23 protein-coding genes and 1 pseudogene are annotated in these 25,568 nt (G+C 60.0%); 15 read left to right on the top strand and 9 right to left on the bottom strand.

Annotated elements, in window-relative coordinates; genetic code table 11:
• Window positions 1-46: 46 nt before the first annotated feature.
• Window positions 47-205 (top strand): annotated as a pseudogene (locus M2401_RS08120) (JAB domain-containing protein); the annotation flags it as partial.
• Window positions 206-336: 131 nt separating this feature from the next.
• Here the strand turns inward: M2401_RS08120 and M2401_RS08115 are convergent.
• Window positions 337-1,914 carry an ABC transporter substrate-binding protein gene (locus M2401_RS08115; protein WP_259101367.1) on the bottom strand — a complete coding sequence of 526 codons (1,578 nt, stop codon included), beginning with the start codon at window positions 1,912-1,914 and terminating at the stop codon, window positions 337-339.
• Window positions 1,915-2,277: 363 nt separating this feature from the next.
• On the opposite strand from M2401_RS08115, the gene rpmB reads away from it, so the two are divergent.
• Window positions 2,278-2,511 carry a 50S ribosomal protein L28 gene (gene rpmB, locus M2401_RS08110; RefSeq protein WP_007920377.1) on the top strand — a complete coding sequence of 78 codons (234 nt, stop codon included), beginning with the start codon at window positions 2,278-2,280 and terminating at the stop codon, window positions 2,509-2,511.
• 11 nt (window positions 2,512-2,522) lie between these two features.
• Window positions 2,523-2,678 carry a 50S ribosomal protein L33 gene (rpmG, locus tag M2401_RS08105; RefSeq protein WP_062379766.1) on the top strand — a complete coding sequence of 52 codons (156 nt, stop codon included), beginning with the start codon at window positions 2,523-2,525 and terminating at the stop codon, window positions 2,676-2,678.
• A 70-nt stretch (window positions 2,679-2,748) separates the two neighbouring features.
• Here rpmG and M2401_RS08100 read toward each other — a convergent pair whose 3' ends face one another.
• A complete protein-coding gene (locus M2401_RS08100; protein WP_259101363.1) occupies window positions 2,749-3,114 on the bottom strand; it encodes a cupin domain-containing protein in 366 nt (121 codons plus the stop codon).
• Between the two features lie 219 nt (window positions 3,115-3,333).
• Between M2401_RS08100 and M2401_RS08095 the strand changes: the two genes are divergently transcribed.
• Entirely contained in the window at window positions 3,334-4,827 is a 1,494-nt protein-coding gene (locus tag M2401_RS08095) for an aldehyde dehydrogenase (protein WP_259101361.1), read from the top strand.
• A gap of 21 nt (window positions 4,828-4,848) precedes the next feature.
• On the top strand, window positions 4,849-5,997 hold the full coding sequence (locus tag M2401_RS08090) for an MFS transporter (RefSeq protein ID WP_259101359.1): 1,149 nt from the start codon (window positions 4,849-4,851) through the stop codon (window positions 5,995-5,997).
• Window positions 5,998-6,105: 108 nt separating this feature from the next.
• Here M2401_RS08090 and M2401_RS08085 read toward each other — a convergent pair whose 3' ends face one another.
• Window positions 6,106-7,671 (bottom strand): phospholipase D family protein, encoded by a 1,566-nt coding sequence (locus M2401_RS08085; protein ID WP_259101705.1) that lies wholly within the window; start codon window positions 7,669-7,671, stop codon window positions 6,106-6,108.
• 96 nt (window positions 7,672-7,767) lie between these two features.
• Window positions 7,768-9,189 carry a PLP-dependent aminotransferase family protein gene (locus M2401_RS08080; protein WP_259101356.1) on the bottom strand — a complete coding sequence of 474 codons (1,422 nt, stop codon included), beginning with the start codon at window positions 9,187-9,189 and terminating at the stop codon, window positions 7,768-7,770.
• A gap of 169 nt (window positions 9,190-9,358) precedes the next feature.
• Here M2401_RS08080 and M2401_RS08075 point away from each other — a divergent pair, with 169 nt between their 5' ends.
• Complete coding sequence (locus M2401_RS08075; protein WP_259101354.1) at window positions 9,359-9,586, top strand: DUF1127 domain-containing protein; 228 nt, start codon at window positions 9,359-9,361, stop codon at window positions 9,584-9,586.
• A gap of 8 nt (window positions 9,587-9,594) precedes the next feature.
• Here M2401_RS08075 and M2401_RS08070 read toward each other — a convergent pair whose 3' ends face one another.
• Window positions 9,595-10,875 (bottom strand): FAD-binding oxidoreductase, encoded by a 1,281-nt coding sequence (locus M2401_RS08070; RefSeq protein ID WP_259101351.1) that lies wholly within the window; start codon window positions 10,873-10,875, stop codon window positions 9,595-9,597.
• Between the two features lie 242 nt (window positions 10,876-11,117).
• On the opposite strand from M2401_RS08070, the gene M2401_RS08065 reads away from it, so the two are divergent.
• Together M2401_RS08065 and M2401_RS08060 are read left to right on the top strand one after the other, a co-directional pair.
• Window positions 11,118-11,471: a YkgJ family cysteine cluster protein gene (locus M2401_RS08065; protein ID WP_259101348.1), complete on the top strand. Its 354-nt coding sequence runs from the start codon at window positions 11,118-11,120 to the stop codon at window positions 11,469-11,471.
• A 178-nt stretch (window positions 11,472-11,649) separates the two neighbouring features.
• Window positions 11,650-13,974 carry a hypothetical protein gene (locus M2401_RS08060; RefSeq protein ID WP_259101346.1) on the top strand — a complete coding sequence of 775 codons (2,325 nt, stop codon included), beginning with the start codon at window positions 11,650-11,652 and terminating at the stop codon, window positions 13,972-13,974.
• Between the two features lie 3 nt (window positions 13,975-13,977).
• On the opposite strand, the gene M2401_RS08055 is transcribed toward M2401_RS08060, so the two are convergent.
• The gene (locus tag M2401_RS08055; RefSeq protein ID WP_259101343.1) at window positions 13,978-14,466 is read right to left on the bottom strand and encodes an Lrp/AsnC ligand binding domain-containing protein; all 489 of its coding nucleotides are present in this window, start codon (window positions 14,464-14,466) and stop codon (window positions 13,978-13,980) included.
• A gap of 157 nt (window positions 14,467-14,623) precedes the next feature.
• Here M2401_RS08055 and dadA point away from each other — a divergent pair, with 157 nt between their 5' ends.
• The 6 genes from dadA to M2401_RS08025 all read left to right on the top strand — a co-directional run bounded on the left by dadA (window position 14,624) and on the right by M2401_RS08025 (window position 20,940).
• Entirely contained in the window at window positions 14,624-15,922 is a 1,299-nt protein-coding gene (gene dadA / locus M2401_RS08050; protein ID WP_259101340.1) for a D-amino acid dehydrogenase, read from the top strand.
• Window positions 15,897-16,250, top strand: a complete 354-nt coding sequence (locus M2401_RS08045; RefSeq protein ID WP_259101338.1) for a RidA family protein — start codon at window positions 15,897-15,899, stop codon at window positions 16,248-16,250. Before dadA ends, M2401_RS08045 begins: the two co-directional genes overlap by 26 nt.
• A gap of 142 nt (window positions 16,251-16,392) precedes the next feature.
• Window positions 16,393-17,466 carry an alanine racemase gene (alr, locus tag M2401_RS08040; RefSeq protein ID WP_259101337.1) on the top strand — a complete coding sequence of 358 codons (1,074 nt, stop codon included), beginning with the start codon at window positions 16,393-16,395 and terminating at the stop codon, window positions 17,464-17,466.
• Between the two features lie 160 nt (window positions 17,467-17,626).
• Window positions 17,627-18,175: a cupin domain-containing protein gene (locus M2401_RS08035; protein ID WP_259101703.1), complete on the top strand. Its 549-nt coding sequence runs from the start codon at window positions 17,627-17,629 to the stop codon at window positions 18,173-18,175.
• A 184-nt stretch (window positions 18,176-18,359) separates the two neighbouring features.
• Window positions 18,360-18,782, top strand: coding sequence for a cytochrome c5 family protein (locus M2401_RS08030; RefSeq protein WP_259101336.1), 423 nt, complete (start codon window positions 18,360-18,362; stop codon window positions 18,780-18,782).
• A gap of 232 nt (window positions 18,783-19,014) precedes the next feature.
• The gene (locus M2401_RS08025; protein ID WP_259101334.1) at window positions 19,015-20,940 is read left to right on the top strand and encodes an acetyl-CoA hydrolase/transferase C-terminal domain-containing protein; all 1,926 of its coding nucleotides are present in this window, start codon (window positions 19,015-19,017) and stop codon (window positions 20,938-20,940) included.
• Window positions 20,941-21,011: 71 nt separating this feature from the next.
• Here M2401_RS08025 and M2401_RS08020 read toward each other — a convergent pair whose 3' ends face one another.
• Genes M2401_RS08020 through M2401_RS08010 form a run of 3 tightly spaced genes read right to left on the bottom strand, consistent with a single transcriptional unit; the run spans window position 21,012 to window position 24,008 of the window.
• A complete protein-coding gene (locus M2401_RS08020) occupies window positions 21,012-21,827 on the bottom strand; it encodes a sulfite exporter TauE/SafE family protein (RefSeq protein ID WP_259101333.1) in 816 nt (271 codons plus the stop codon).
• Window positions 21,824-23,077 (bottom strand): FAD/NAD(P)-binding oxidoreductase, encoded by a 1,254-nt coding sequence (locus M2401_RS08015; protein ID WP_259101700.1) that lies wholly within the window; start codon window positions 23,075-23,077, stop codon window positions 21,824-21,826. The genes M2401_RS08020 and M2401_RS08015 overlap by 4 nt, the downstream gene beginning before the upstream one ends.
• A gap of 46 nt (window positions 23,078-23,123) precedes the next feature.
• Window positions 23,124-24,008 carry an MBL fold metallo-hydrolase gene (locus M2401_RS08010; RefSeq protein WP_259101331.1) on the bottom strand — a complete coding sequence of 295 codons (885 nt, stop codon included), beginning with the start codon at window positions 24,006-24,008 and terminating at the stop codon, window positions 23,124-23,126.
• 240 nt (window positions 24,009-24,248) lie between these two features.
• Here M2401_RS08010 and M2401_RS08005 point away from each other — a divergent pair, with 240 nt between their 5' ends.
• On the top strand, window positions 24,249-25,553 hold the full coding sequence (locus tag M2401_RS08005; RefSeq protein WP_259101330.1) for a sigma-54-dependent Fis family transcriptional regulator: 1,305 nt from the start codon (window positions 24,249-24,251) through the stop codon (window positions 25,551-25,553).
• Window positions 25,554-25,568: the final 15 nt, after the last annotated feature.

Here is a 25,568-nt window from a genome sequence, read left to right as displayed (position 1 = left end):
TACGATCACCTTATGCAACGGTAGTGACGACATACTACATAATTGCCACAACCATCCTTCCGGCGTCAGCGAACCGAGTCAGGCCGACATCGAACTGACCCGGCGGCTAAAGGACGCCTTATGGCTGGTTGATGTGAAAGTGCTGGATCACCTGATCATCGGCGATGGAGAGCCGCTGTCGATGGCGGAGCGTGGGTTGATCTGAGCAGCGTCACGGCTGTGGGAGCGAATTCATTCGCGAAGAGGTCGGTGATTTCGACGCATTTTCATCGCCTGAAATACCGCTTTCGCGAATGAGTTCGCTCCCACAATTTGTCCACGCAAAACTGGCGCGACTTATTTAACGGTCACCTTGGAAAAATCCTGCCGCCCAAACGGGCTGACTTCATAGCCGCTGACATTCTTGCGCGTCAGGGTCGCCGCCGTCGGGTGCGCCAGTGGCAGCCACAGGGCCTGTTGCTGGATCTGCGCCTGGGCCTGGTAGTACAGCTTGCTGCGCTGTGCCTGATCGGCGGTGGCTTTGCCCGCGCTGATCAGCTTGTCCAGGCCTTCGTCGCAATAGCGGGCAAAGTTGGTCCCGGATTTGACTGCGGCGCAGGAAAACTGCGGCGTCAGGAAGTTGTCCGGGTCGCCGTTGTCGCCCGCCCAGCCCATGAACAGCAGGTCATGCTCACCCGCCTTGGCGCGACGAATCAGCTCGCCCCATTCGATCACTTTGATTTCGGCAGTGATGCCGACGGCTTTCAGGTCAGCCTGCAACAGCTGTGCGCCCAGGCTGGGGTTGGGGTTGAGCAGGCTGCCCGACGGGCGGGTCCAGATGGTGGTCTTGAAGCCATCCGGCAGCCCGGCCTTGGCCAGCAGCGCCTTGGCTTTGGCGACATCATGCTGATAGCCCGGCAGGTCCTTGGCGTAGCTCCAGGTATTGGGCGGATAAGGACCGTTGGCGGCGGTGGCCGTACCCTCGAAGACCGCCTTCAGGTAGTTGCTCTTGTCAAAAGCCAGATTGATGGCCTGACGCACTTCGGGCTTGTCCAGCGGCGGGTGCTGACTGTTGATCGCGACAAATGCCGTCATGAACGCCTCGTTCTTCTCGACCTTCAGCGCCGCATCCTTGCTTGCGGCTTCGACATCCAGCGGCTTGGGCGACAGGGCGATCTGGCACTCGTTCTGGCGAATCCGCTGCAGGCGCACGTTGGCGTCAGGGGTAATGGCATACACCAGCGCGTCGACGCCCGGCTTGCCGCCGAAGTACTCCGGATTGGCTTCATAACGCACCACGGCATCTTTCTGGAAGCGCTTGAAGATGAACGGCCCAGTGCCGATCGGTTGGCTGTTGAGCTTCTCCGGCGTACCGGCCTTGAGCAACTGGGCGGTGTATTCAGCCGAATAAATAGAAGCGAAGCCCATGCTCAGGGTCGCCAGGAAAGTCGAATCAGGGTGGTCAAGGACAAAACGCACGGAATGGGCGTCAGGTGCCTCGATCGTCTTGATCAATGCAGGCAACTGCATCGACTGGGCATGGGGGAAGCCGCTCTGAGCGACTTTGTGCCACGGGTTGGCCGGGTCGAGCATGCGCTGGAAGCTGAACACCACGTCGTCAGCAGTCAGCCCGCGGCTCGGCGTGAAGTAATCGGTATGATGAAACTTCACATCCGGGCGCAATTTGAAGTCGTAAGTGAGACCATCCGCCGATACCGTCCAGCTTTGGGCCAGGCTCGGCACCAGCTTGCCGCTCTTGGCATCGAACTCCACCAGACGGTTCATCAGCACATCCGCCGAGGCGTTGGTGGTGGTCAGCGAGTTATACTGCACCACATCGAAACCTTCAGGGCTGGCCTCGGTGCAGACGCTCAAGGTGGTGGCTGCCTGGGCCAGCAGCGGGGCGAATAAAAACGGTAATACGGCGAGACGCATGGCGATATTCCTGTTCAGAAAGGGCCCCATCTGCTCGCGCAGTCTGGTGAGGAGCTAACCCTAGACCATGCGCCGACCCATAACAATCGTTACCGTGCGACGAATGGTCAGTTAGCCATTATCCCCTGCGGGCCTGTCTATCCCGGCTCATCGGGGCCCTGACAGAAAACTAATCGGGGATGATTGTTGTAGGTCAAAAGCCTTTCTGGTATAAAGCAGCGCTCTTTTCTAGGGGCCCGGTTCCTTCACTGTAGGTGTAGCCGGTAAGACCCTTAAAGAAACGCGGCGCCTGGCGCCAAATGACTGAGAGATTAAGCGGCCAACCCATGCCGGGTTGGGCATGTGGTTTTAGAGGGCTGAGGCATGTCGAGAGTATGTCAAGTTACCGGTAAGGGTCCGGTAACCGGGAATAACATTTCCCACGCAAACAACAAAACCCGTCGTCGTTTCCTGCCAAACCTGCAGCATCACCGCTTCTGGGTTGAAGAAGAGAAACGTTTTGTTCGTCTGCGCGTATCTGCTAAAGGCATGCGTATCATCGACAAGCGTGGCATCACTGTAGTGCTCGCTGAACTCCGTCGCGACGGCAAAATCTAAGGGAGAACGTCATGCGTGAATTGATCCGTTTGGTGTCGACTGCTAACACCGGTCACTTCTACACCACCGACAAGAACAAACGTACTACTCCGGACAAAATCGAAATCAAAAAATTCGATCCGGTAGCACGTAAGCACGTGATCTACAAAGAAGCCAAAATCAAGTAATTGATTTTTCTTCTATAAAAGAGGCCCGCTTCGAAAGATTCGGGCCTTTTTTATTGGCTTTGAAACACCGCTACTGCGGCTTTGCCTCAAACACAACGTAGATCTTGCGGCACGCTTCAAGCACTTCCCAAGTGCCCTTGAACCCCGCGGGGATCACGAAACGGTCCCCCGCGCGCAAGGTCTTGGCGCCGCCGGCTTCATCCCTGAGGACCGACACACCCTGCACGATCTCGCAATATTCATGCTCGGTGTAATTGACCCGCCACTGCCCGACCTCACCTTCCCAGACGCCTGCATTGAATTGGCCGCAGGGGCTGTTGTAGTGGTTATAAACGGTTTGCTGGGGGTCCCCCTTGAAGATTTTTTCAGGCGAGGGCCGGTAATGCTCGGGGGCGATACCCGGCTTGCTGAAGTCGACAATCGCTTCGATATCCATCGTTTGATTCCTCTGCCGTAAGCACATGGACCTTTGACGAGGCCACCGGGCATTAGTGCCTCGGCGAGCCGGAGAAGGCCGTTGAATAAATCGAACATCACAGCCTGATCCAGGCAACATCTGTCAAATATATTGGAATTTGCCCAACCCCTGGTTTAGGGTGGTGAGTACGCTTGCACCGCTGGATGCATATCTAAACACCAACAGGAGGACGTTCGGATGACCACTTTGACTCAGGCTGACTGGGAAAAACGCGCCCGGGAATTGCAGATCGAAGGCCGTGCCTTCATCCATGGCGAGTACACCGCCGCCGCTGACAACGCCACGTTCGACTGTATCAGCCCGGTCGATGGCCGCCTGCTGGCCAAGGTCGTCAGCTGTGATGCCGCCGATGCGCAACGCGCTGTCGAAAGCGCCCGCCGCACCTTCGACTCCGGCGTCTGGTCGCGCCTGGCCCCGGCCAAACGCAAGGCGACCATGATCCGCTTTGCAGGCCTGCTCAAACAGAATCTCGAAGAACTGGCCCTGCTCGAAACCCTCGACATGGGCAAGCCCATCAGCGACTCCCTGGGTATCGATATCCCCGGCGCCGCCAATGCCCTGGCCTGGAGCGGCGAGGCCATCGACAAGTTGTACGACGAAGTCGCCGCCACGCCACACAACCAACTGGGCCTCGTCACCCGTGAGCCTATCGGCGTCGTCGCCGCCATCGTGCCGTGGAACTTCCCGCTGCTGATGGCCAGCTGGAAACTGGGCCCGGCCCTGTCCAGCGGTAACTCGGTGGTGCTCAAACCGTCGGAAAAATCGCCACTGACGGCCATCCGCATCGCCCAACTGGCAATCGAAGCCGGGATTCCTGCCGGGGTGCTCAACGTGCTGCCTGGCTACGGTCATACCGTCGGCAAGGCTCTGGCCCTGCATATGGACGTCGACACCGTGGTCTTCACCGGCTCGACCAAAATCGCCAAGCAACTGTTGGTGTATTCCGGCGAATCGAACATGAAGCGCGTCTGGCTCGAAGCCGGTGGCAAGAGCCCGAATATCGTCTTCGCCGATGCCCCGGACCTGCAGGCCGCCGCCGAATCCGCCGCCAGTGCCATTGCCTTCAACCAGGGCGAAGTCTGCACCGCCGGTTCGCGCCTGCTGGTCGAGCGTTCGATCAAGGATAAATTCCTGCCCATGGTGATCGAGGCACTGAAAGCCTGGAAGCCGGGTAACCCGCTGGATCCGGCCACCACTGTCGGCGCATTGGTCGACACTCAGCAAATGAACACTGTGCTGGGCTATATCGAAGCCGGCCACGCCGACGGCGCCAAACTGGTCGCGGGCGGCAAGCGCATCCTGCAGGAAACCGGCGGTACCTATGTCGAGCCGACGATTTTCGACGGCGTCAGCAATGCCATGAAGATCGCCCAGGAAGAGATTTTTGGCCCGGTACTGTCGGTACTGACTTTCGACAGCGCCGAAGAAGCCATCAGCATCGCCAACGACACGCCGTACGGCCTGGCTGCGGCAGTGTGGACTGCCGACCTGTCCAAGGCCCACCTGACCGCCAAGGCCCTGCGCGCCGGTAGCGTATGGGTCAACCAGTACGATGGCGGCGACATGACGGCACCCTTCGGCGGCTTCAAGCAGTCGGGCAACGGTCGCGACAAGTCCCTGCATGCCTTCGACAAATACACCGAGTTGAAGGCAACCTGGATCAAGCTGTAACGGTCCGCTATGGAGTAAGGCATGCGTTGGGCAAGCTATTTTGCGGTGCTGGCCTCGGTATTGAGCGTGGGGCTGGCACTGGGCGTGAGCATGCCATTGGTGTCGTTGCGTCTTGAGGCCTGGGGTTATGGGCCTTTCGCCATTGGCGTAATGGCAGCGATGCCCGCCATCGGCGTCCTGCTCGGCGCGGGGCTGGCCAGCAAGCTGGCTGCACGCTTTGGCACCGCCAACCTGATGCGTGCCTGTCTGTGGGCTGGCGGCCTGTCCGTCGGCCTGCTGGCCCTGTTGCCGTATTACCCGATCTGGTTGGGACTGCGCCTGATGCTGGGGGTGATCCTGACCATCGTGTTCATCCTCGGCGAAAGCTGGATCAACCAGTTAGTGGTCGAGCAATGGCGCGGGCGACTGGTGGCGCTGTATGGCAGCAGCTATGCCCTCAGCCAACTGGCCGGGCCCTTGCTCCTGAGCGTCATGGGCACCGACACCGACTATGGCTTCTGGATCGGCGTCGCCTTGCTGACTATTTCACCGCTGTTGCTGCTCGGTCGCAGCGGCGCTCCCGGCACGGAAAACACCCATGTCACCTTCGGCGATCTCTTCGGCTTCTGTAAGGGGCTGCCGGCGATTGCCTGGGCGGTGGCGCTTTTCGCTGCTTTCGAGGCGATGATTCTGACCCTGCTGCCGGTCTATTGCCTGCGCCAAGGCTTCACTCCACAGGTCGCGCTGGCGATGGTCAGTACCGTGGTCGTGGGCGATGCGCTGCTGCAATTGCCCATTGGTGCACTGGCCGACCGCATTTCCCGGCGCACCCTGTTTTCCGGCTGCGCACTGGCTCTGCTGCTGTCGAGCCTGATGATTCCATTGTTAGTGCAGACGCCACTGATCTGGCCTCTTTGGGTGTTATTCGGTGCCAGCGCGGGCGGTTTGTTCACGTTGTCGCTGATTTTGATTGGCGAGCGTTATCGCGATGATGCCCTCGTGCGCGCCAATGCTCATATCGCCCAACTGTGGGGTATCGGCTGCCTGCTCGGGCCGCTTGCCGCAGGCGCGGGCAGCCAGTGGATCAGCGGCCAGGCGCTGCCGTTGCTGATGGCGGCGGGGGCGTTGGGGTTGGTGATACTGGCAAGGCAGCGGCATGCGTTTGGAAATGTAGAACCGGTAACCGCCTGAGGTCGCAGGAGCGTGGGTTGCCCGCGAAAGCGCTATTCCAGACGCAACAGTTGTATTGGATGTACCGGCTTCTTCGCGGGCAAGCCACGCTCCCACGTTCCGGGCGCGCTACAACATCTTCTCCAGCCCTACCGCCCCACTGAGCCAGGCATTGAAGCGCCGCCACAGGCTGCCAGGCTCTTTGTGCAGGGTGTGCAGCTTGCCGTTGTCCTCGGTTACCCACACCACCTCGCCGCCCTCCAGCCGGGGCTGGTAGCTCAGCGCCGGGGCCATGCCCTGCAACGCTAGCTCACGTAGTTTCTCGGTTAATTCCGGGCTGTAGACCAGTACGCCGACTTCGGTATTCCACAGTACTGAGCGCGGGTCGAAGTTGAATGAGCCGACAAAGGCCTTTTCGCGATCAAAGATCATCGCCTTGCTGTGCAGGCTGGATTCGGAGCCACGGAACGAGCCTTTCTTGAACAGGTGCGGGCCGCTGCCGCCATGGGTATCGCCGGGCTGACGGCGCAGTTCGAAGAGCTTCACCCCGTGGGCCAGCAGGGCCTTGCGATACGGCACATAGCCGCCGTGCACGGCGGGCACATCAGTGGCTTCCAGGGAGTTGGTCAACAGGCTGACGGCAACACCGGCATCGGCGCGGCCGGTCAGGTACAGCAACCCTTCCTGGCCGGGCACGAAGTACGCGGAAATCAGCATCAATTCCTGATGGACGCCCTTGAGCTCCGGCGCCAGCTGACTGGTCAGCAGCAGCTGCGGATCAGGTTCGTCGCGGGCCAGCACCTTGCTCGGAGCGTCCCACAACGCCTGATTCCAGGCCCAGATCAGCTCATTGAACCAGGTCCGCAGGTGCGGCTGCGTCTTGTAGGCCATCAGCCGCTCATACAGCGCCTTGTGCTGCAGATGGGATTGTTCAAGCGAAATCTGCAGCTCCCGACGCCCCTCGGCCAGATCAGCCACCGTTGGCAGGAAGTAGATGAAATCGCCGATGGGCTTGCTCAGGGCACTGTTCCAGTACTGGTCGAAACTGTGCCCAAGCTGCTCGGCCACCGGACCGACGCTGAGCAGATCGATATCGGTGAAATTGAGGTTCGGCTCGGCATCGAAATACTCGTCGCCCAGGTTACGCCCGCCGACAATCGCCACGCTGCTGTCGGCCAACCATAGTTTGTTGTGCATGCGCCGATGCTGGCGGGACAGATTGAGTAGACGTCCGACATTGCGCGTCACGCCGGTTTCGCGTCCCAGTTCCTGAGGGTTGAACAGGCGGATCTGGATATTCGGATGGGCCGCCAGGGTAGCAATGACCGAGTCCAGACCGTCGCTGGTGGTGTCGTCGAGCAGGATGCGCACCCGCACGCCACGGTCTGCGGCCTTGAGCAACTCGTCAACCAGAGCCCGCGTACTCAAGCCGTCGTGAACGATGTAGTACTGCAGATCGAGACTGCTCTTGGCGTTGCGGATCAACTCGGCGCGAGCCATAAAGGCCTCGGTGCTGTTGGACAGCAAGCGGAAACCCGAGCGCCCGCCGTGGGGCGCCGCCATGGCCTGAATCGAGCGGCCAAAGGCCGAGTCCGCTGGCGGCAGCGCCTGGCTTGGCCGGTCCGGCGTCGGCAACTGGGCACAGCCGCCCAGGCAAAGCACAAACGACAGGGGCAGCGCCCATTGGCTTCTCAAAGAAATCATCCGCAATACAGATCCTGGCGATATGACGCTGATATCAGGCAAAAGTTACGCCTTGTCGCTGGCTGAAAATTCGCCAACGTCTGTCATTCAGTCGGTTTGTGTCATCAACTCGCTGATAGCGACACCGACCTTGCGCACGGCATTCTCCACTTCGCTGGTGGGTTTTGCCGAGTAATTCATGCGCAGGCAATTGCGGTATTTGCCGGACGCCGAAAAAATACTGCCCACCGCCACCTGTACGCCCTGATCCAGTAGCGCGCGGTTCAGACGCAGCGTATCGAAATCATCCGCCAGCTCCACCCACATCATAAAGCCACCCTGCGGCCGACTGACCCGAGTGCCTGCCGGAAAGTAACGAGTGATCCAGTCGATCATCTGGTCGCGACCACGCTGGTACTGGCTGCGCATACGGCGCAGATGCGGCTTGTAATGACCCGCCTGGAGAAACTCGGCAATGGCCATTTGCGGCTGGGTCGCGGTAGAACCCGTGCCGATGTATTTCATGTGCAACACCCGCTCCAGGTAGCGCCCCGGTGCAACCCAGCCGATGCGCAGGCCGGGGGCGAGGGTCTTGGAGAAGGAACTGCAGAGCAACACGCGGCCATCGACATCGAAGGACTTGATGGTGCGTGGTCGTGGGTAGGTGTAGGACAGATCGCCATACACATCGTCTTCGATAACGGCGACGTCATAGCGCTGAGCCAGAGTCAGCAAGGCCTTCTTGCGCGCCTCCGGCATGATGTAGCCCAACGGGTTATTGCAATTGGGGGTTAACTGTATGGCTTTGATCGGCCACTGCTCCAACGCCAGCTCCAGTGCTTCGAGGCTGATACCGGTGATGGGGTCGGTGGGAATCTCCAGAGCCTTCATGCCCAGGCCCTTAAGGGTCTGCATGGCGCCAAAAAAGCTCGGCGAATCTACGGCAACGATATCTCCCGGATCGCAAATCGCACGGATGCTGGCGGACAACGCCTCATGGCAGCCCGTGGTCACCACCAGTTCGGCGGCATTGACCCGGCAGCCCGAGTCCAGCATCAGCCGGGCAATCTGATCGCGCAGGGCCTGGGTGCCGTAGATATTGTCGTAATACAGGCCAGGCATATCGTGATGCCGGCTGATCTTGCCCAGGGCACGCAACAGCGGCCGCAGGGTCGGGCTGCTGACATCCGGCATGCCACGCCCCAACTGGATCACATTGATATCGAGCTTGGCCCTGATCAGCTCCAGGACCTGGTCCCACTGGGAAATATCCACAGGTCGCTGCGCCGGGCGTCCTACGGCGGGCAGGGCCGGCGCCTTACGACTGGCGGGCACGAAATAACCCGATTTCGGCTTGGGCGCCGCAAGGCCGTTGTCTTCAAGCAAGCGGTAAGCCTGCTGCACGGTGCTGAGGCTCACGCCGTGCTCCATGCTCAAGGCGCGCACGGAAGGCAGGCGGTCGCCGGGGCGGTAAAAGCCGTTTTCAATGCGCGCGCCGAGCAATTCGGCAAGATTGACGTAAAGCGTCATGAGTAATCTCGCTATAGGACACAGGACCATACAGATAGCGCAAAAATACAGCATTCAGCCGCTGAAACAACCTGACTGTATGCAAATAAATAGCTTTGTTTGAATCTGTAATGGTTTTGCTTACCCGACCATCATAGAGCCACACCACACAGTGATTGGAGGCAGGGAGATGAACGGGTTAAGCGATGTGCGTCTGGCGCTTTACAGCCAAGAATTGAGCGAGGGGATCGGGGCGAAACTGTCCTGCCCGCCAAACTTGAACCGCTGGGCGCTGTATCGTCACCGCTGGATGTCACGCAAGACCCTGCTTAAGCTGACAACCGAACAGTTGCATGACATCGGTATCACGACCGAACAGGCCAGGGCAGAAGGACTGAAACCGTTCTGGCGTGATTGAAGAAGGGCTCAGGCCAGCTCTTTGAGGCGATGCCAGAGCATACCCAGCGCCAGCAGTGGCGAACGCAAATGCTGGCCGCCGGGGAAAGTGATATGCGGCACCCTGGCAAATAACTCGAAGCCATCGCCGTGCTGTCCGGCGATGGCTTCGCCCAACAACCTGCCCGCCAAGTGCGTGGCATTCAGGCCATGGCCTGCGTAAGCCTGGGCGTAGAAGACATTAGGCTGATCCTTGAGCCGCCCGATCTGCGGCAGCCGGTTGGCACCGATGCCAATCATCCCCCCCCATTGATAGTCGATCCTGGTCCCGGCCAGCTGCGCGAACACCTTGAGCATCTTGGGCTGCATATACGCAGCGATATCCTGCGGGTCGCGCCCTGAATAATGGCAGGCACCGCCGAACAGCAGGCGCCTATCAGCAGACAACCGGTAGTAATCCACCGTAACCCGTTGATCGCACAACGCCAGATTTTGCGGCGAAATCTCCCTGGCCAACGCCTCACTCAGGGGCTCGGTAGCAATAATGTAGCTGCCCGCAGGCAGCACCTTGCCACTTAGCTGTGGATTCAAGCCGTTGATATAGGCATTGCAGGCCAGCACCAGGGTCTTTGCCCGCACGTTGCCGTGGGCGGTATGGACGTTCACCTCGGGCCCATAGTCGATGCGTGTGACCGCTGATTGTTCAAATAAGCGCACGCCGAGTGTCTGCGCCACCGCCGCTTCCCCTTGGGCCAGATTCAACGGATGCAGGTGCCCGGAGCCCATGTCGATCATGCCGCCGACATACCGGTCCGAGCCGACCACACTGTGTATGTCCTGCGGTTGTACCAGGCGCAACTCATGGCGATAGCCAAGCTCACGCAGCTCTGCGGCATCCTTCTCGAAACCGGCCAGGTGGGCAGGCTTGTTGGCCAGATCGCAGTAGCCCCAGGTCAGGTCGCAGTCGATGCCGTAACGTTCGATTCGCTGGCGAACGATCTCCACCGCCTCAAGCCCCATGAGTTTGAGCTGGCGCACCCCCTCGCTGCCAATAACCGGCGCGAACTGCTCCAGACCATGACCCACGCCGCGAATCAACTGCCCGCCATTGCGCCCACTGGCGCCCCAGCCCATGCGGTGCGCCTCCAGCAACACCACCTTCAGCCCGCGCTCAGCAAGTTCAATGGCCGTGTTCAGCCCGGAAAAGCCGCCGCCGACCACACAGACATCAGCGACCCACTCGCCTTGCAGAGTCGGATATACAGGTTGTTCGCGGCTGCTGGCGGCATAGTAAGAGGCGGTGTGCTGCATAGATTTATCCGCAAGGCTGTGTGAAAAACTTTACGGAGAATAGGCCGCGAGTCGATCGACGGGCAAGGCGGCGCTGTCATCGCGCGGGGATCTGATGCAAAATTGCACACACCCCCCGTTGGAGCGAGGCTTGCCCGCGAAGGCCTCGGCGTTGTGTGCCTGATTGACCGTGCCGCGCAATTCGCGGGCAAGCCTCGCTCTAACGCAGAAGTAATGATCTCGACACAGGAAAAAACCCTGCAATGAGCTGTAACAGCCAGACAATCCGCTCGTTGCGCCAACAAATCCCTTCCTTCGAATGCGTCCCCGGCTGCCATGACTGCTGCGGCCCGGTCACCACTTCATCAGAAGAAATGTCGCGCCTGCCACGCAAGACCGCCGCCGAACAGGAAGCCGCCCTCAACGAGCTGAACTGTGTGCACCTGGGCCCCAACGGCTGCACGGTGTACGACGAACGCCCGTTGATCTGCCGGCTGTTCGGCACCACGCCGAGGCTGCCATGCCCGAACGGGCGGCGCCCGGCTGAGATGATTCATCCGCGCGTGGAAAAACAAGTGCATGAATACATTGCCAGTACCCGCCAGGTGTTGGTTTAGTAAACTGGCTGCTGGCACAGACCTGATTGCGATGCTTTACTTGCGACACAGTCAGATTCTGGCGCTGATGATGTAACGCCGGATTAACACCAAGATCAAAGGACCGAGCATCAAGTATTCCATTGCCTGAACCGGCATGAGTTGAGTAAGACTTATTGCTTATCGGGGCGCATGCGACGTGCTGAAAACCAGGCAACTATCTGTTTCCCAAACCCTTGAAAAGGCCCATATCAGATATCGTGATTTCATCGCACGCCACCGCAATGAATCAAGCGTGTTCGCCTTGACATTTATTCTGGCACTTACTTCCATACGTGTGCCTGATGCGGGCAATACAACTGACAACGTCGAGCAATGGATAAACATCACCAATGAAACCCTGTTTGGGCAGCGAGATGTGTTGTTCAGTTATGGCCCATTGTATTGGCTGACCGGCCAGCGCATTACGCCTTATAATATTTATAGCTACTTGGTCACACTCGTTACACTCAGCGCATTGAATGCGTTGTTCTGGTCAATCATGTTTTCGCTGAGCTATCGAGCCAGGGCCGTGATACTTTTCGCCATTCCCTGCGCCCTGTTTTTTGATGGCCTGATATTCAGCGCCACGTTCATGGTGTGGCCACTGACCTTGATCGCTTATCTCGAGCACTCGCGACACGCGCCACTCAGCCTTGGCCACCGCTCATGGTTCGTGCTCGGCTGCCTGGTCAGCCTGTGCTTTTACATCAGGTTCTTTTTTGGCCTGATCGGCATGGCGACCTTGACCCTGTATTGGCTTTCCTGCTTTCTCGGCCACAGGAGATCATGGGCGATCCTCGCCTTCTATGCCGGGATCCTGACAGGGTATGTTTTGCTGGGCCTGCTGATCTTCAACAACGCCTCAAGCCTTGTTGACTATATAAAAATCAACCATCAACTGAGCTTCGGCAATTCGGTCGACATGACTTACGATGTCATCAACTCAAAACGAAGCTTCCAGGCCATCGGCATTATCTGGTTGGGTTTCAACGTATTTCTCCTGTTGAATCGACGTGTGCTGTTGCTACCCATGAATTTCATGCTTTTATTGCTTTTCAAATTAGGTTTCAGTCGCACGGACCATTATCTCTCATATTATGTAAGTCCTGTAGCCGCACTTAGCCTGCTGATGCTGTTTGACAGAAGCAAACTGGGACGTGGTTTATTCCTTATCGTAACAGCCTGCCTTTTTTATCTGGCAGCGGTACCAGGCTTTCCAGGCGCAAGGCTGCTCAATAAAATCGCCCCTCCGATAGATTTCAAAATCTCTTATGCCGATAGAATGCAACAGGCGTATGCTTCATTCAAGCTGGATAGCAGCATCATTCAAGAGATTAATCATTCAAGCATAGATGTTTACCCCTACAACAACGAATATCTGCTGGCTAACGAATTGAATTACCACCACCGCCCTATCTTTCAAAACTACATGACTCTGACCCCCGCACTGGATGTCAGAAACCAACACTTCTTTGAAACCGCCGAGCGCCCGGCATTCGTACTCTGGACTGCGGGAGTTAACTGCCGGAATGCTGATTGCAATGTGTTCGACGGATTCGATAGCAAATACACCCTCAACGAAGACCCGCTCACCTCCAGCACTATCCTGCTCAACTACCATGTCGCAGGGCTGGCCAACGGACGTAACGCAACACCGGTGGCCTTGCTCAAAGCCAACGCCAGTGTGACAAATTATGCGCTGACGCAGCTGTCTACGACCTCCATGGAGCTCGGCAAGTGGTACCCGGTCCCGCAGCATGCCACTGGCGTTATCAAGCTGTTGCCGAAATTTGAATTCACTGCGCTGGGCAAACTCAAGAATCTGCTGTTTCGTGGCAGCGTGGTAGAGATCAGCTACCGAATGATGTCGGGTGATGTTCGCCAATATCGACTCAACCTGTTGAACGCCGGGAGCGGCATCTGGATTTCCCCGCTTCTCGACGGCTTTGATTTTAAGGGCGAAGCCGTTGAATCCATCATGCTCACCTCCAAAATGCCGGGTTACATAAAACCTGCCTTTGCGGCGACCTGGGCGATCCTGCCTATCGACGCAGTATCGACCAGGCCGCCCCGTTACAACCCGGTGGTCACTCCAGTCGTGCAAGACGAGATTGAACTGCCATGCCTGGCGAGCGTTGATGTGGCAAATGGCATATCGCCGCTGCCTGCCAGTATTAATGCGCAGCGCGCGCTGTATCTCAGAGGATGGCTGGCACGCTCTACAGACGACGGCACCTTGTTCGAGCAGACACTGCTGACGCTCACGGACGCCAATGGCATAAGAACACTTATATCGACCGCCCCGGAACAGCGCCCGGATGTAGCGACCGTCTTCAAGCATCCCGGCCTTGCCGATGCAGGCTTTGAATCGGCGCTCGATCTGACCGGCTATAAAGGGACATACCGGCTCGGCCTGGCAGCGGTCAGCGGTTCGCATCTGTATCTGTGCACCCAGCCCTCCATTGCACTGACGATCCCCTGAACATCACTCCGGAATCGGCAGATTCAGACTCTCTTTCACCTCTTCCATCACGATATAGCTCTTGGACTCACGCACGTGGGGCAGCTTGAGCAGGATGTCGCCCAGCAGTTTGCGGTAGGAGGCCATCTCCGAGATGCGCGCCTTGACCAGATAATCGAAGTCCCCCGAGACCAGGTGGCATTCAAGCACATGGGGCAGTTTCAGCACGGCGCGGCGAAATTCTTCGAAGGTGTCGCCGGACTTGTAGTCCAGGCTGATCTCGACGAACACCAGCAGGCTGGCCTTGAGGCTCTGCGGGTTGAGGCGGGCGTTGTAGCCCATGATGATGCCTTCGCGTTCCAGACGCCGGACCCGCTCTGTACAGGGCGTGGTAGACAGCCCGACGCGCTCGCCAAGCTCAGTGAAAGAGATCCGGCCATCGGCCTGCAGGATGCGCAGGATGCTGCGATCGATCTTGTCCAGTTCACGTTTTGACTGGTGCTGGGTGCGCATGGAAAAGCTCCTCTCTGCCAAAGGCCCTGTTACCGGGAATTCCCGTTGAATATAGGTCTTTATATAGTGAAAAGCACTGCCCAATGCTTTTTATACTGAGCACATCCTTGCTTACATTTGCACATCTTCAGCGGATATCCGCGACGGAGTATTCAACATGCGCGTTCTGGTCCTCGGCAGCGGCGTCATTGGCACCACCAGTGCTTACTATCTGGCACGAGCCGGTTTCGAGGTGACGGTGGTTGATCGTCAGCCGGCCGCCGCCATGGAGACCAGTTTTGCCAACGCAGGCCAGGTATCGCCGGGCTACGCTTCGCCCTGGGCTGCGCCGGGCGTGCCGCTCAAGGCGATCAAATGGCTGCTGCAACGCCACGCGCCCCTGGCAATCAAAGCCACGGCGGATATCGATCAGTACCTGTGGATGGCGCAAATGCTGCGCAACTGCACCGCCAGCCGTTATGCGGTGAATAAAGAACGCATGGTGCGCCTGTCCGAGTACAGCCGTGACTGCCTCGACGAACTGCGCGCCGAAACCGGAATCGCCTACGAGGGCCGCACCCTGGGCACCACCCAGCTGTTCCGCACCCAGGCGCAACTGGACAATGCCGCCAAGGACATCGCCGTCCTCGAACAGTCCGGCGTGCCTTATGAACTGCTCGACCGCGACGGTATTGCCCGGGTCGAACCGGCGTTGGCCGGGGTCACCAATATCCTCGCTGGCGCCCTGCGCCTGCCCAACGATCAGACCGGCGACTGCCAGTTGTTCACCACTCGTCTGGCGGACATGGCCGCAGAGCTGGGTGTGGAATTTCGCTACAACCAGTCCATCGAACGCCTCGACTTCGCCGGTGATCGCATCAATGGCGTATGGATCGACGGCAAGCTGGAAACCGCAGACCGCTACGTTCTGGCCCTGGGCAGCTATTCGCCGCAACTGCTCAAGCCGCTGGGTATCAAGGCCCCGGTCTACCCGCTCAAGGGCTATTCCCTGACCGTGCCGATCACCAACCCGGCCATGGCCCCGACTTCGACCATTCTCGACGAGACCTACAAGGTCGCGATCACCCGTTTCGACAACCGCATCCGCGTCGGCGGCATGGCGGAAATCGCCGGTTTTGACCTGTCGCTCAATCCGCGTCGACGTGAAACGCTGGAGATGATCGTCGGCGACCTCTATCCTCAGGGCGGTGATCTGACTCAGGCTGATTTCTGGACCGGCCTGCGCCCGACCACTCCGGACGGCACACCGATTGTCGGTGCCACACCGTTCCGTAATCTATTCCTGAACACCGGCCACGGCACCCTTGGCTGGACCATGGCCTGCGGTTCCGGGCGTTTGCTGGCTGACCTGATCGCCCGCAAAACCCCGCAAATCAGCGCCGCGGGTCTCGATATTTCTCGCTATGGCAGTTCCAAGGAGATCGCAAAACATGTCAATCCAGCGCCAGCTCACTAATGAGCGCATGAGCCAGCTCGTCACGCACAACGGCACCGTATATCTGGCGGGCCAGGTGGGCGACGACATGGCCGCCGGGATCGAGCAACAGACCCGGGAGACGCTTAACAACATCGAGCGACTGCTGGACCTGGCCGGTACCGACAAGACCCGCATTCTGTCGGTGACCATCTATCTCAAGGACATCGACGCGCATTTCGCCGGCATGAACAGCGTCTGGGACACCTGGCTGCCAAAAGGCTCGGCGCCTGCCCGGGCCACCGTGGAAGCCAAGCTGTGCGAACCGGAGATTCTGGTTGAGTTATCGGTTGTAGCGGCGTTGCCGTAACAAGCCCTACCTATACCGTTGGAGCGAGGCTTGCCCGCGAAGGCAATTTTTCAGACTTGAAAAATATATCGAATGCACCGGCCTCTTCGCGGGCAAGCCTCGCTCCAACGGGCGTCTTACACCCTTTATTCAGAATCCCGTCATGCGTCCAGCTCGCGCCCTTATCGATCTTCAAGCCCTGCGTAACAACTATCAGCTCGCCCGTGAAAGCACCGGGGCCAAGGCCCTTGCTGTAATCAAGGCCGATGCCTACGGCCATGGCGCAGTAAAGGTTGCCCAAGCCTTGCAGGACCAGGCCGATGGCTTTGCCGTGGCCTGCATCGAAGAGGCGCTGGAACTGCGCGCCGCCGGTATCCGTGCGCCGGTCCTGTTGCTGGAAGGCTTTTTCGAAGCCAATGAACTGGCGCTGATCGTCGAACATGACTTCTGGTGCGTGGCCCATTCGCCATGGCAGGTCGACGCCATCGAGCGGGCAGCGCTGCACAAGCCGATCACCGTCTGGCTCAAGCTGGACTCGGGCATGCACCGCGTCGGTCTGCATCCTCACGAATATCAAGCGGCCTACCAACGCCTGCAGGCAAGCGGCAATGTCATCAAGATTGTACTGATGAGCCACTTCGCCCGCGCCGACGAGCTGGACAGCTCGCGCAGCGATGAACAGGTAGCGATCTTCCAGGCCGCCCGCCAGGGCCTGAACGCCGAAATCAGCCTGCGCAACTCCCCGGCAGTGTTGGGTTGGCCGCAGATCCCCAGCGACTGGGTACGCCCCGGCATCATGCTGTATGGCGCATCGCCCTTTGATCAGCCGCAAACCCTGGCCGATCGCCTGCAACCGGTGATGAGCCTGGAATCGAAGATTATCAATGTGCGTGAGCTGCCTGCCGGTGAGCCGGTGGGCTATGGTGGCGCCTTTGTCACCGAGCGGCCGACCCGCATCGGTGTAGTGGCCATGGGTTATGCCGACGGTTATCCGCGCCAGGCCCCCACCGGTACACCTGTATGGATCGACGGCCAGCCGAGCCAACTGCTCGGGCGGGTCTCCATGGACATGCTCTGCGTCGACCTGACCCATCTGCCCCGTGCCGGGCTCGGCAGTGATGTCGAATTGTGGGGCCGCAACGTCCCGGTCGGTGAAGTCGCTTCCCGCGCCGGAACCATCGCCTACCAAATCCTGTGCAACCTGCGCCGGGTGCCAAGGCTCTATTCCGGGGCTTGACGCGCGGTCGTCAGCGCACCCTCCTGCGGCGGCCGCCTGCGCTTGGCGGCCGCTAGTCCCCTCTCTTTGCCGTCAGCCGGTTCAGGTGTTGTAAATACTGAACGCTGTTGCCATCATGCGCACTTCTGACCATCCCAGACCTATCAAGGGGGCTGCCGTATTGGACGTCGGTGAACGACTGCAATCCATTCGTAAACTCAGGGGCCTGTCCCAACGCGAGCTCGCCAAGCGCGCAGGCGTGACCAACAGCACTATCTCCATGATCGAGAAGAACAGCGTCAGCCCTTCGATCAGTTCGCTGCGCAAAGTGCTGGGCGGTATCCCGATGTCCATGGTCGAGTTCTTTTCCGAAGAGCTCGAACAAGAAAACCCCACGCAGGTCGTCTACAAGGCCAGCGAACTGATCGATATCTCGGACGGTGCCGTGACCATGAAACTGGTCGGCAAGGCCCACCCGAGCCGCGCCATCGCCTTCCTCAACGAAATCTATCCGCCGGGTGCCGATACCGGTGACGAGATGTTGGTGCACGAGGGTGAAGAGACCGGGATTCTGGTCGAAGGCCGCCTGGAGCTGGTGGTCGGGCTGGACACCTACATCCTCGAAGCGGGGGACAGCTATTACTTTGATAGCACCAAACCCCACCGTTTCCGCAATCCGTTCGACGTCCCGGCGCGACTAATCAGCGCAGCCACGCCCGCCAACTTCTAAGCAAAAACCCGCCGAAGGCCCACAGAACGTGGGTTGTCGGCATGGGAAGCTGATTCGCACCGCCGCAGACGAATAACCCTTCTTTAACTAGGGATGTTTCGCAGCAAAAGGCGAGGGACTATACTTCTGCCGCCCGCTAAAACCGTGGCGGCGGGCGTGATCAGTCACCATGAGGGTGTAAAGCGTGGACCTAACTAACAAGATTCTGGCAGCGACTGCCGTGCTGGCCTTTTGGGCCTTCGGCGCTCAGGCCGCTACCAACGATGACATCGCCAAACGACTGGAGCCGGTGGGTCAGGTCTGCATTCAGGGCAAGGAGTGCGCCGGCATGAACGTGACGGCATCGGCCGGTGCTGGCGGCGGGGCAAAATCCCCCGACGACGTGATCGCCAAGCATTGCACTGCCTGCCACAGTACTGGCCTGCTGGGCGCGCCGAAGATCGGCGACGGTGCTGACTGGGGCAAGCGCGCCAAGGAACAGGGCGGCCTCGACGGCCTGCTGGCCAAGGCCATCACCGGCATCAACGCCATGCCGCCCAAAGGCACCTGCGGCGATTGCTCCGATGACGAGCTCAAGGGCGCGATCAAGAAGATGTCCGGGTTGTAAACACACCCTTCTGGCACACATAAAAGCCGCCTGTTGGAGCCGGTCTTGCTCGCGAACGTCTCGACGCGATATGCCTGATATATCGCGGCGTCCTTTTCGCGGGCGAGCCTCGCTCCAACGGATTACACCAGCCCCCGCCGAACCGCACGGCTAAATCCTTAAAGCAAATGCAGTAATTTCCTACACACCCCGGTCCAACCTCAACATCCAGGATGTTCCGGGAAAAAAGCCGATGCCGCAGTACTGTTCCATCGAACACGCCGTCGATCAGGTTCTTGCGCAACTGCCGACCCATATTCGTATGGCAATGCCGTTGGGCCTTGGCAAGCCGAATCGGTTCGTCAACGCGCTGTACGCCCGGATCAAACAGCTGCCCGAACGCCAACTGACTATCTACACCGCCCTCAGCCTGGGTCGGCCCAAGGTGGGTGACGGCTTGCCTGCGCGCTTTCTCGAACCCTTTCAGACGCGCATCTTTGGTGATTACCCGGAGCTGCAATACCTGAGCGATCTGCATGTCGACAAGCTGCCGGACAACATTCAGGTCGAGCAATTCTTCATGCAACCCGGCAACCTGCTGCACAGCAGCCAGGCGCAACAGAGCTATGTCAGCAGCAACTACAGCCATGCGGCCCGGGATATCAACGCCAATGGCGTCAACCTGATCGCGCAGATGGTCGCTCGGGATGAGCAAAAACCCGACCGCCTGAGCCTGAGCTGCAACCCCGATGTCACCCTGGACCTGCTGCAACTGGTAGCCAAGCGCCGCGCCTTGGGCGAAACCATTCTGCTCCTGGGGCAGGTGCACGCAGACTTGCCCTACATGCCCGGTGACTCGGAACTGGATATCGAAGCGTTCGACCTGATTCTGCAAGACGAAGAGCGCAGCACCCTGTTCTCCACGCCCAACATGCCGGTGGGCACGCAGGACCACTTCATCGGCCTGCACGCCAGCACTCTGGTGCGGGACGGTGGCACGCTGCAGATTGGCATCGGCTCCATGGGCGACGCCCTGACCGCCGCCTTGCTTGCGCGCCAGGCCGATCAGGACAGCTATCACAGCCTGCTGGCCGAACTGGAAGTCAGCGACTGGCTGCCTCTGATCGAACGCGAAGGCGGCCTGGCGCCCTTTAGCATGGGCCTGTATGGCTGCAGCGAAATGTTCGTCAACGGCCTGCTGGTGTTGGCGGATGCCGGCATCATCCGACGACGGGTCTACGCCGATATCGATCTGCAGCGCCAAGCCAACGAAGGCATGCTCGACGAAAGCGAGCAGCACGGCGGCACCCTGATCCATGGCGGGTTCTTCCTTGGCCCACAGAGTTTCTACGCGCGCCTGCGCGAACTGCCCTCGGACCGGCTGGCGCAGTTCAATATGACCGCCATCAGCTATATCAACGAGCTGTACGGCAACGAAGAACTCAAGCGCCTGCAACGCCGCGATGCACGCTTTATCAACAGCACGTTCAAGATGACCCTGATGGGCGCGGCGGTGTCCGACCAGCTGGAAGATGGCCGGGTGCTCAGCGGCGTTGGCGGCCAGTACAACTTTGTCGCCCAGGCCCACGCCCTCGAAGGCGCGCGCTCGGTCCTGATCATGCGCAGCTGGCGTGAGGCTGGCGGCGAAGTGACCTCCAATATCGTCTGGGACTACGGTCATGTGACCATTCCCCGACACCTGCGCGATATTGTGATCACCGAATACGGCATCGCCGATCTGCGGGCGAAAACCGACGCTGTGGTCATCGAGACGCTGCTCAATATCACCGACTCACGCTTCCAGAGCGGCCTGATCGAACAGGCACAGCGGGCAGGCAAACTGCCCAAGGATTTCGTCCTCGACCCGCGCTTTACCCGCAATACGCCCGAGCGCTTGCAGGAGATCCAGTCACGTTATCCGCTGTTGTTCCTCGAATACCCCTTGGGCAGCGATTTTTCCGCCGAAGAAAAAGACCTGTTGCGCGCCCTGAACTGGCTCAAGAGCAAGTTCAAACTCACCGAGCTGCTGGAACTGGGCAAAGCCACCCTCGACGCCCCGGACCCCACAACCTTTCCCGCGCACTTGCAGCGCATGGACCTCGAAAGGCCGCGTGGTTTGCGCGAAGAGTTGTATCAGCGGCTGTTGTTGGCGGGCCTGCAGGCCACCAAACAAGCCTGAAGGGAGCGATTTCCTGTGGGACCGGCTTTAGCCGGGAAAGCGTATTCCCGGCTAAAGCCGGTCCCACAGGATTACATCAGCGCCTTGCCCGCCATCAATATCGCCGCCATCACCCCAACCACCGCAAACAACTGCTGCAGCCTCGGCCCGGCCAGGTGCCGGGTCAATTGCCTGCCCGCGATCAACCCCAACACGGCGCCGACAGCAAAAGGCGCGCCCACGGCCCAGTGCATCACCCCGGCCACACTGGCAGTCACCACGCTGCCGGTAGACACCAGAGCAATCACCGCCAGGGACGTCGCCATGACGCTTTTCATCTCCAGATCGGTGTAGCGGGTCAGAGCCGGAATAATCACGAAGCCGCCGCCCACCCCGAGCAAACCGGAAAGCAGCCCCGACAATGCACCGGTCACGGCCAACGCCCGAAAGCACGGCAAGGTCCAGCGCAGGCGGCCCTGCAACGGGTTGAGCACACAAGGCAAGAAAGCCGCGCGGGGTGCAGGCTGGGCGGTTTTGAGTTCGCGCCAGGCCTTGATAAAGATCCGCCCGCAGGCGTAAACCATCACTGCCGCAAACCCCAGGGCCAGGGGCATATTGGGCAGGCGATGGGCGAGCCACAGGCCCATGGGCGCGAACAGCACGCCAATCCCGGCGATATAGGCCGCCGCCCGATAACGCACGATGCCCTGGCGCAGGCCGAGCAACGCACCCACCGCCGACGCCAGGCCCACGGCCAGTAAACCTAAGGGCGCCGCTTCGACCATGGACAGACCGAGGCCGAACACCAACAACGGCACCGCAAGAATGCCGCCACCGGCACCGGTCAGGGCCAGGACCATGCCGATCAGCGCACCCAGCCCACCGCCCAACAATTGATGTTCATTCATTGCGCAGCAGGCCCGACCGGTTGCAATTTCGGCTCAGCCAGCCATTCATGGCCCTTGAGCATGCCGCGCCAGTACAGCGGCGGCAGGATGCTCTCCTTGAGCCACCAGGCCAGGCGAGTCGGCTTGCGGCCGTCGAGCAGCCAGCTCGGGAAACTCGGCGCCAGCTTGCCGCCATAGGTGAACTCGGCCAGGACGATCTTGCCCCGCGCCACGGTCAGCGGGCAGGAGCCGTAACCATCGTAATGGGCCAGGCGCTTGCGGCGGCCCAGCGCCACCAACAGGTTATTCGCCACCACCGGCGCCTGCTTGCGCGCGGCCGCAGCGGTCTTGGCATTGCTGGTATTGGCGACATCGCCCAGGCTGTGGATATTGGCGAACCGACGATGTTGCAAGGTCGCCGGATCGACCTCGACCCAACCCGCCGCATCGGCCAGGGCACTGCCACGAATGAAGTCCGGCGCCACTTGAGGCGGCACCACATGCAGCATGTCGAAGGCTTCAACCACCGTCTCACTGCTGCCATCGGCCAGGCTGCGGACAAAAGTCGCGCGCTTGCCCGGCCCGTCGACAGCGACCAGGCGGTGGCTGAATTGCAGATCGATCTCGTAGCGCTCGATGTAGCTCATCAGCGCCGGAACATAGTCAGCCACGCCGAACAGCACCGCTCCCGCGTTATAGAAGCGCGCGTCGATCTGACCCAACAGCCCCGCACGCAGCCAGTGATCACATGACAGATAAAGCGCCTTCTGCGGCGCCCCGGCGCACTTGATCGGCATCGGCGGTTGGGTGAACAGCGCACGACCCTGCTTGAGTTGCTGCACCAGCTGCCAGGTATAAGGCGCCAGGTCATAGCGATAATTGGAGGTCACGCCGTTGGCGCCGAGGGTGTCGCTCAGCCCGTCTATAGCCGCCCAATCGAGCTTGAGGCCGGGGCAGACCACCAGTTGTTCGTAGCTGAGCGTGCGGCCGTTATCCAGAGTCAGAGCGTTGGCTTCAGGGGAGAAACCCGCCACCGCAGCCTTGATCCACTGCACGCCACGAGGGATCAGCGAGGCCAGGGTGCGCGCCGTGGACTCCGGGCGAAACACCCCGGCGCCGACCAGGGTCCAGCCCGGTTGGTAGTAGTGCACGTCGGCAGGGTCGATGATGGCGATATCCAGAGAGGCGTCCCGGGCCATCAGGCTCGACGCCGTGGCGATACCGGCCGCACCGCCGCCGATGATCAGGATCTGGTGATGGCGTTCGCCCATGGCGTGGGTAGAAGCAACTTCAGGCATGGCAGCAATTCCGATTGAGTCAGAGGACATTGAGCGGGATTTTCAGATAGCTCACGCCATCGCTTTCCGGTTCCGGGAAATGGCCGCTGCGCATATTGATCTGCACCGCAGGCAGGATCAGCACCGGCATTTCCAGAGTCGCGTCCCGAGCTTCGCGCATGCGCACGAAGGCTTCTTCGTCGATGCCCTCATGCACATGGATATTGTTCATGCGCTGCTCGTCGACCGTGGTCATGTACTGCAACTCGCGGCCGTTGGGCAGGTAGTCGTGGCACATGAACAGGCGGGCCTGGGCGGGCAGGGCGAGGATGCGTTTGATCGAGTGATACAACGTGCGCGCACTGGCGCCGGGGAAGTCGCAGCGGGCGGTGCCGTAGTCCGGCATGAACAGGGTGTCGCCGACAAAGGCCAGAGTCTGGCCATCCGTTTCGATCACGTAAGTCATACAGGCCGGGGTATGGCCGGGGGTATGCATGGCCCTAGCCTGGATCGAGCCGATCATGAAACGCTCGTCGTCCTCGAACAACTGGTCGAACTGGCTGCCATCACGGGCGAAATCGGCGGGTGCGTTGAACAGCGTGCCAAACACCTTCTGCACCGCCGTGATATGGCTGCCAATGGCCGTCCTGGCCCCCAGTTGTTCCTTCAGGTAGGCCGCTGCCGACAGGTGATCGGCGTGCACATGGGTTTCCAGAATCCATTGCACTTTGGCGTCCAATGCCTTGACCCTCGCAATCAGCTGATCGGCAGTGTCGGTGCGGGTGCGCCCGGACTTCGGGTCGTAGTCGAGCACGCTGTCGATCAGGGCGCAGTGGCGGGTGCTGCGATCCATGACCAGATAACTGATGGTCCAGGTGTGCGGGTCGAACAGGGCTTCTACGTGCAGGGTCTCGCTGATGATCATGTGCAGGCTCCGCAAACAGGACTTTTGCCAGAAACATAGCTGGCAGTCGTGCACTGTCAGTGTCAATTTGCGTGCCAAGCGTCTGATTCCCGTAAAGGTCCAATAAATGCTTGATACAGGTCAATATCTGGGTAGGCTGTGCAGGGCCGCCCTGCCAGTTTTGGCAGTCAAAATGGCAGTCATTGGCAGCTATTGGCAGCTCCTACAAAAGATCGCATATATCCAGATGGTGACGTATCCATGCCTTCATCCCGCACCCCCCACATGCAGGCCCTGGTTTCGTACCTCGAACACGACGGCCTGCCGACCATCGTGCTCGACACCGAGTACAACATCATCGCCGCCAACACCGCCTACCAGCGCCAGTTCGGGGTCGAGGGCAAGCCGCATATCGGTGCCAAGTGCCATCGGGTCTCGCATCAGTACGCGGTGCCCTGCGATCAGGCCGGGGAGCTGTGCCCGATGCGCAAAGCCCATGAAACCGGGGCGCCGGAGCGTGTACTGCATATCCATCACACACCGCGCGGGCCGGAGCATGTGGACGTGGAACTGCGGCCGATCCTCGATGACCGGGGCGAGGTGTTTGCCTATGTCGAACGCCTGACCAGCGTCACCGTCGCCTCGGTGCAGCCGCAGAAAAACATCCTGGTTGGCCGATCGGCAGCCTTTAACGACGCGCTGATCGCTCTGCAACGCGCGGCACCGGCGCAGATTCCGGTGTTGCTGCAAGGCGAGTCCGGCACCGGCAAGGAGTTGTTTGCCCGCGCCCTGCATGTCAGCAGCCCGCGGGCCAACGGGCCGTTGGTGGTGGTGGATTGCACCGGGCTGACCGAGTCTTTGTTCGAGAGTGAGCTGTTCGGCTATGAGAAGGGGGCCTTTACCGGCGCCTTGCAACGCAAGATCGGCCTGGCCGAAGCGGCCCATGGCGGCACGCTGTTTCTCGATGAGATCGGCGAAGTGCCGCTGGCGATGCAGGTCAAGCTGCTGCGCCTGATTGAATCCGGCAGCTTCCGCCCGGTGGGCAGCCTGCGCACTGTGCATTCGGATTTCCGCCTGGTGGCGGCGACCCACAAACCGCTCAAAGAGATGGTCGCGGCGGGCAGCTTCCGCCAGGACCTGTACTACCGCATCAGCGCTTTCCCGGTGCGCCTGCCCGCCTTGCGCGAACGCAGCGAAGACCTGCCCCTGCTGATCGACAGCCTTCTGCAGCGCCTGGCTCCCGGCACACCGCCACGGGTCGACGAGCAAGCCATGAATCTGCTGTGCCTGTATGCCTATCCGGGCAATATCCGCGAGCTGCGCAATATCCTCGAACGCGCGCGCCTGTTCGCCGATGACGGGCTGATCCGCGCCGAGCACCTGCCCGCCGAAGTACGTGGGCAGGCCGAAGCACCGTCACTGATGCGGCCACGCAAACGCAGCGAACTGGAGCAGTTGGCCCATGCCCTGGAAGTGTTCAAGGGCTCGCGCAGTGAGTTGGCGGTGGAGTTGGGGCTGAGCGAGCGGACCTTGTATCGGCGGCTGAAGGCGTTGGGGATTAGATAAGACAAGCCGCCAACT

The organism is Pseudomonas sp. JUb42 (assembly GCF_024807945.1).
Lineage (GTDB): Bacteria > Pseudomonadota > Gammaproteobacteria > Pseudomonadales > Pseudomonadaceae > Aquipseudomonas.
This window is presented reverse-complemented; position numbering and strand designations above follow the sequence as displayed.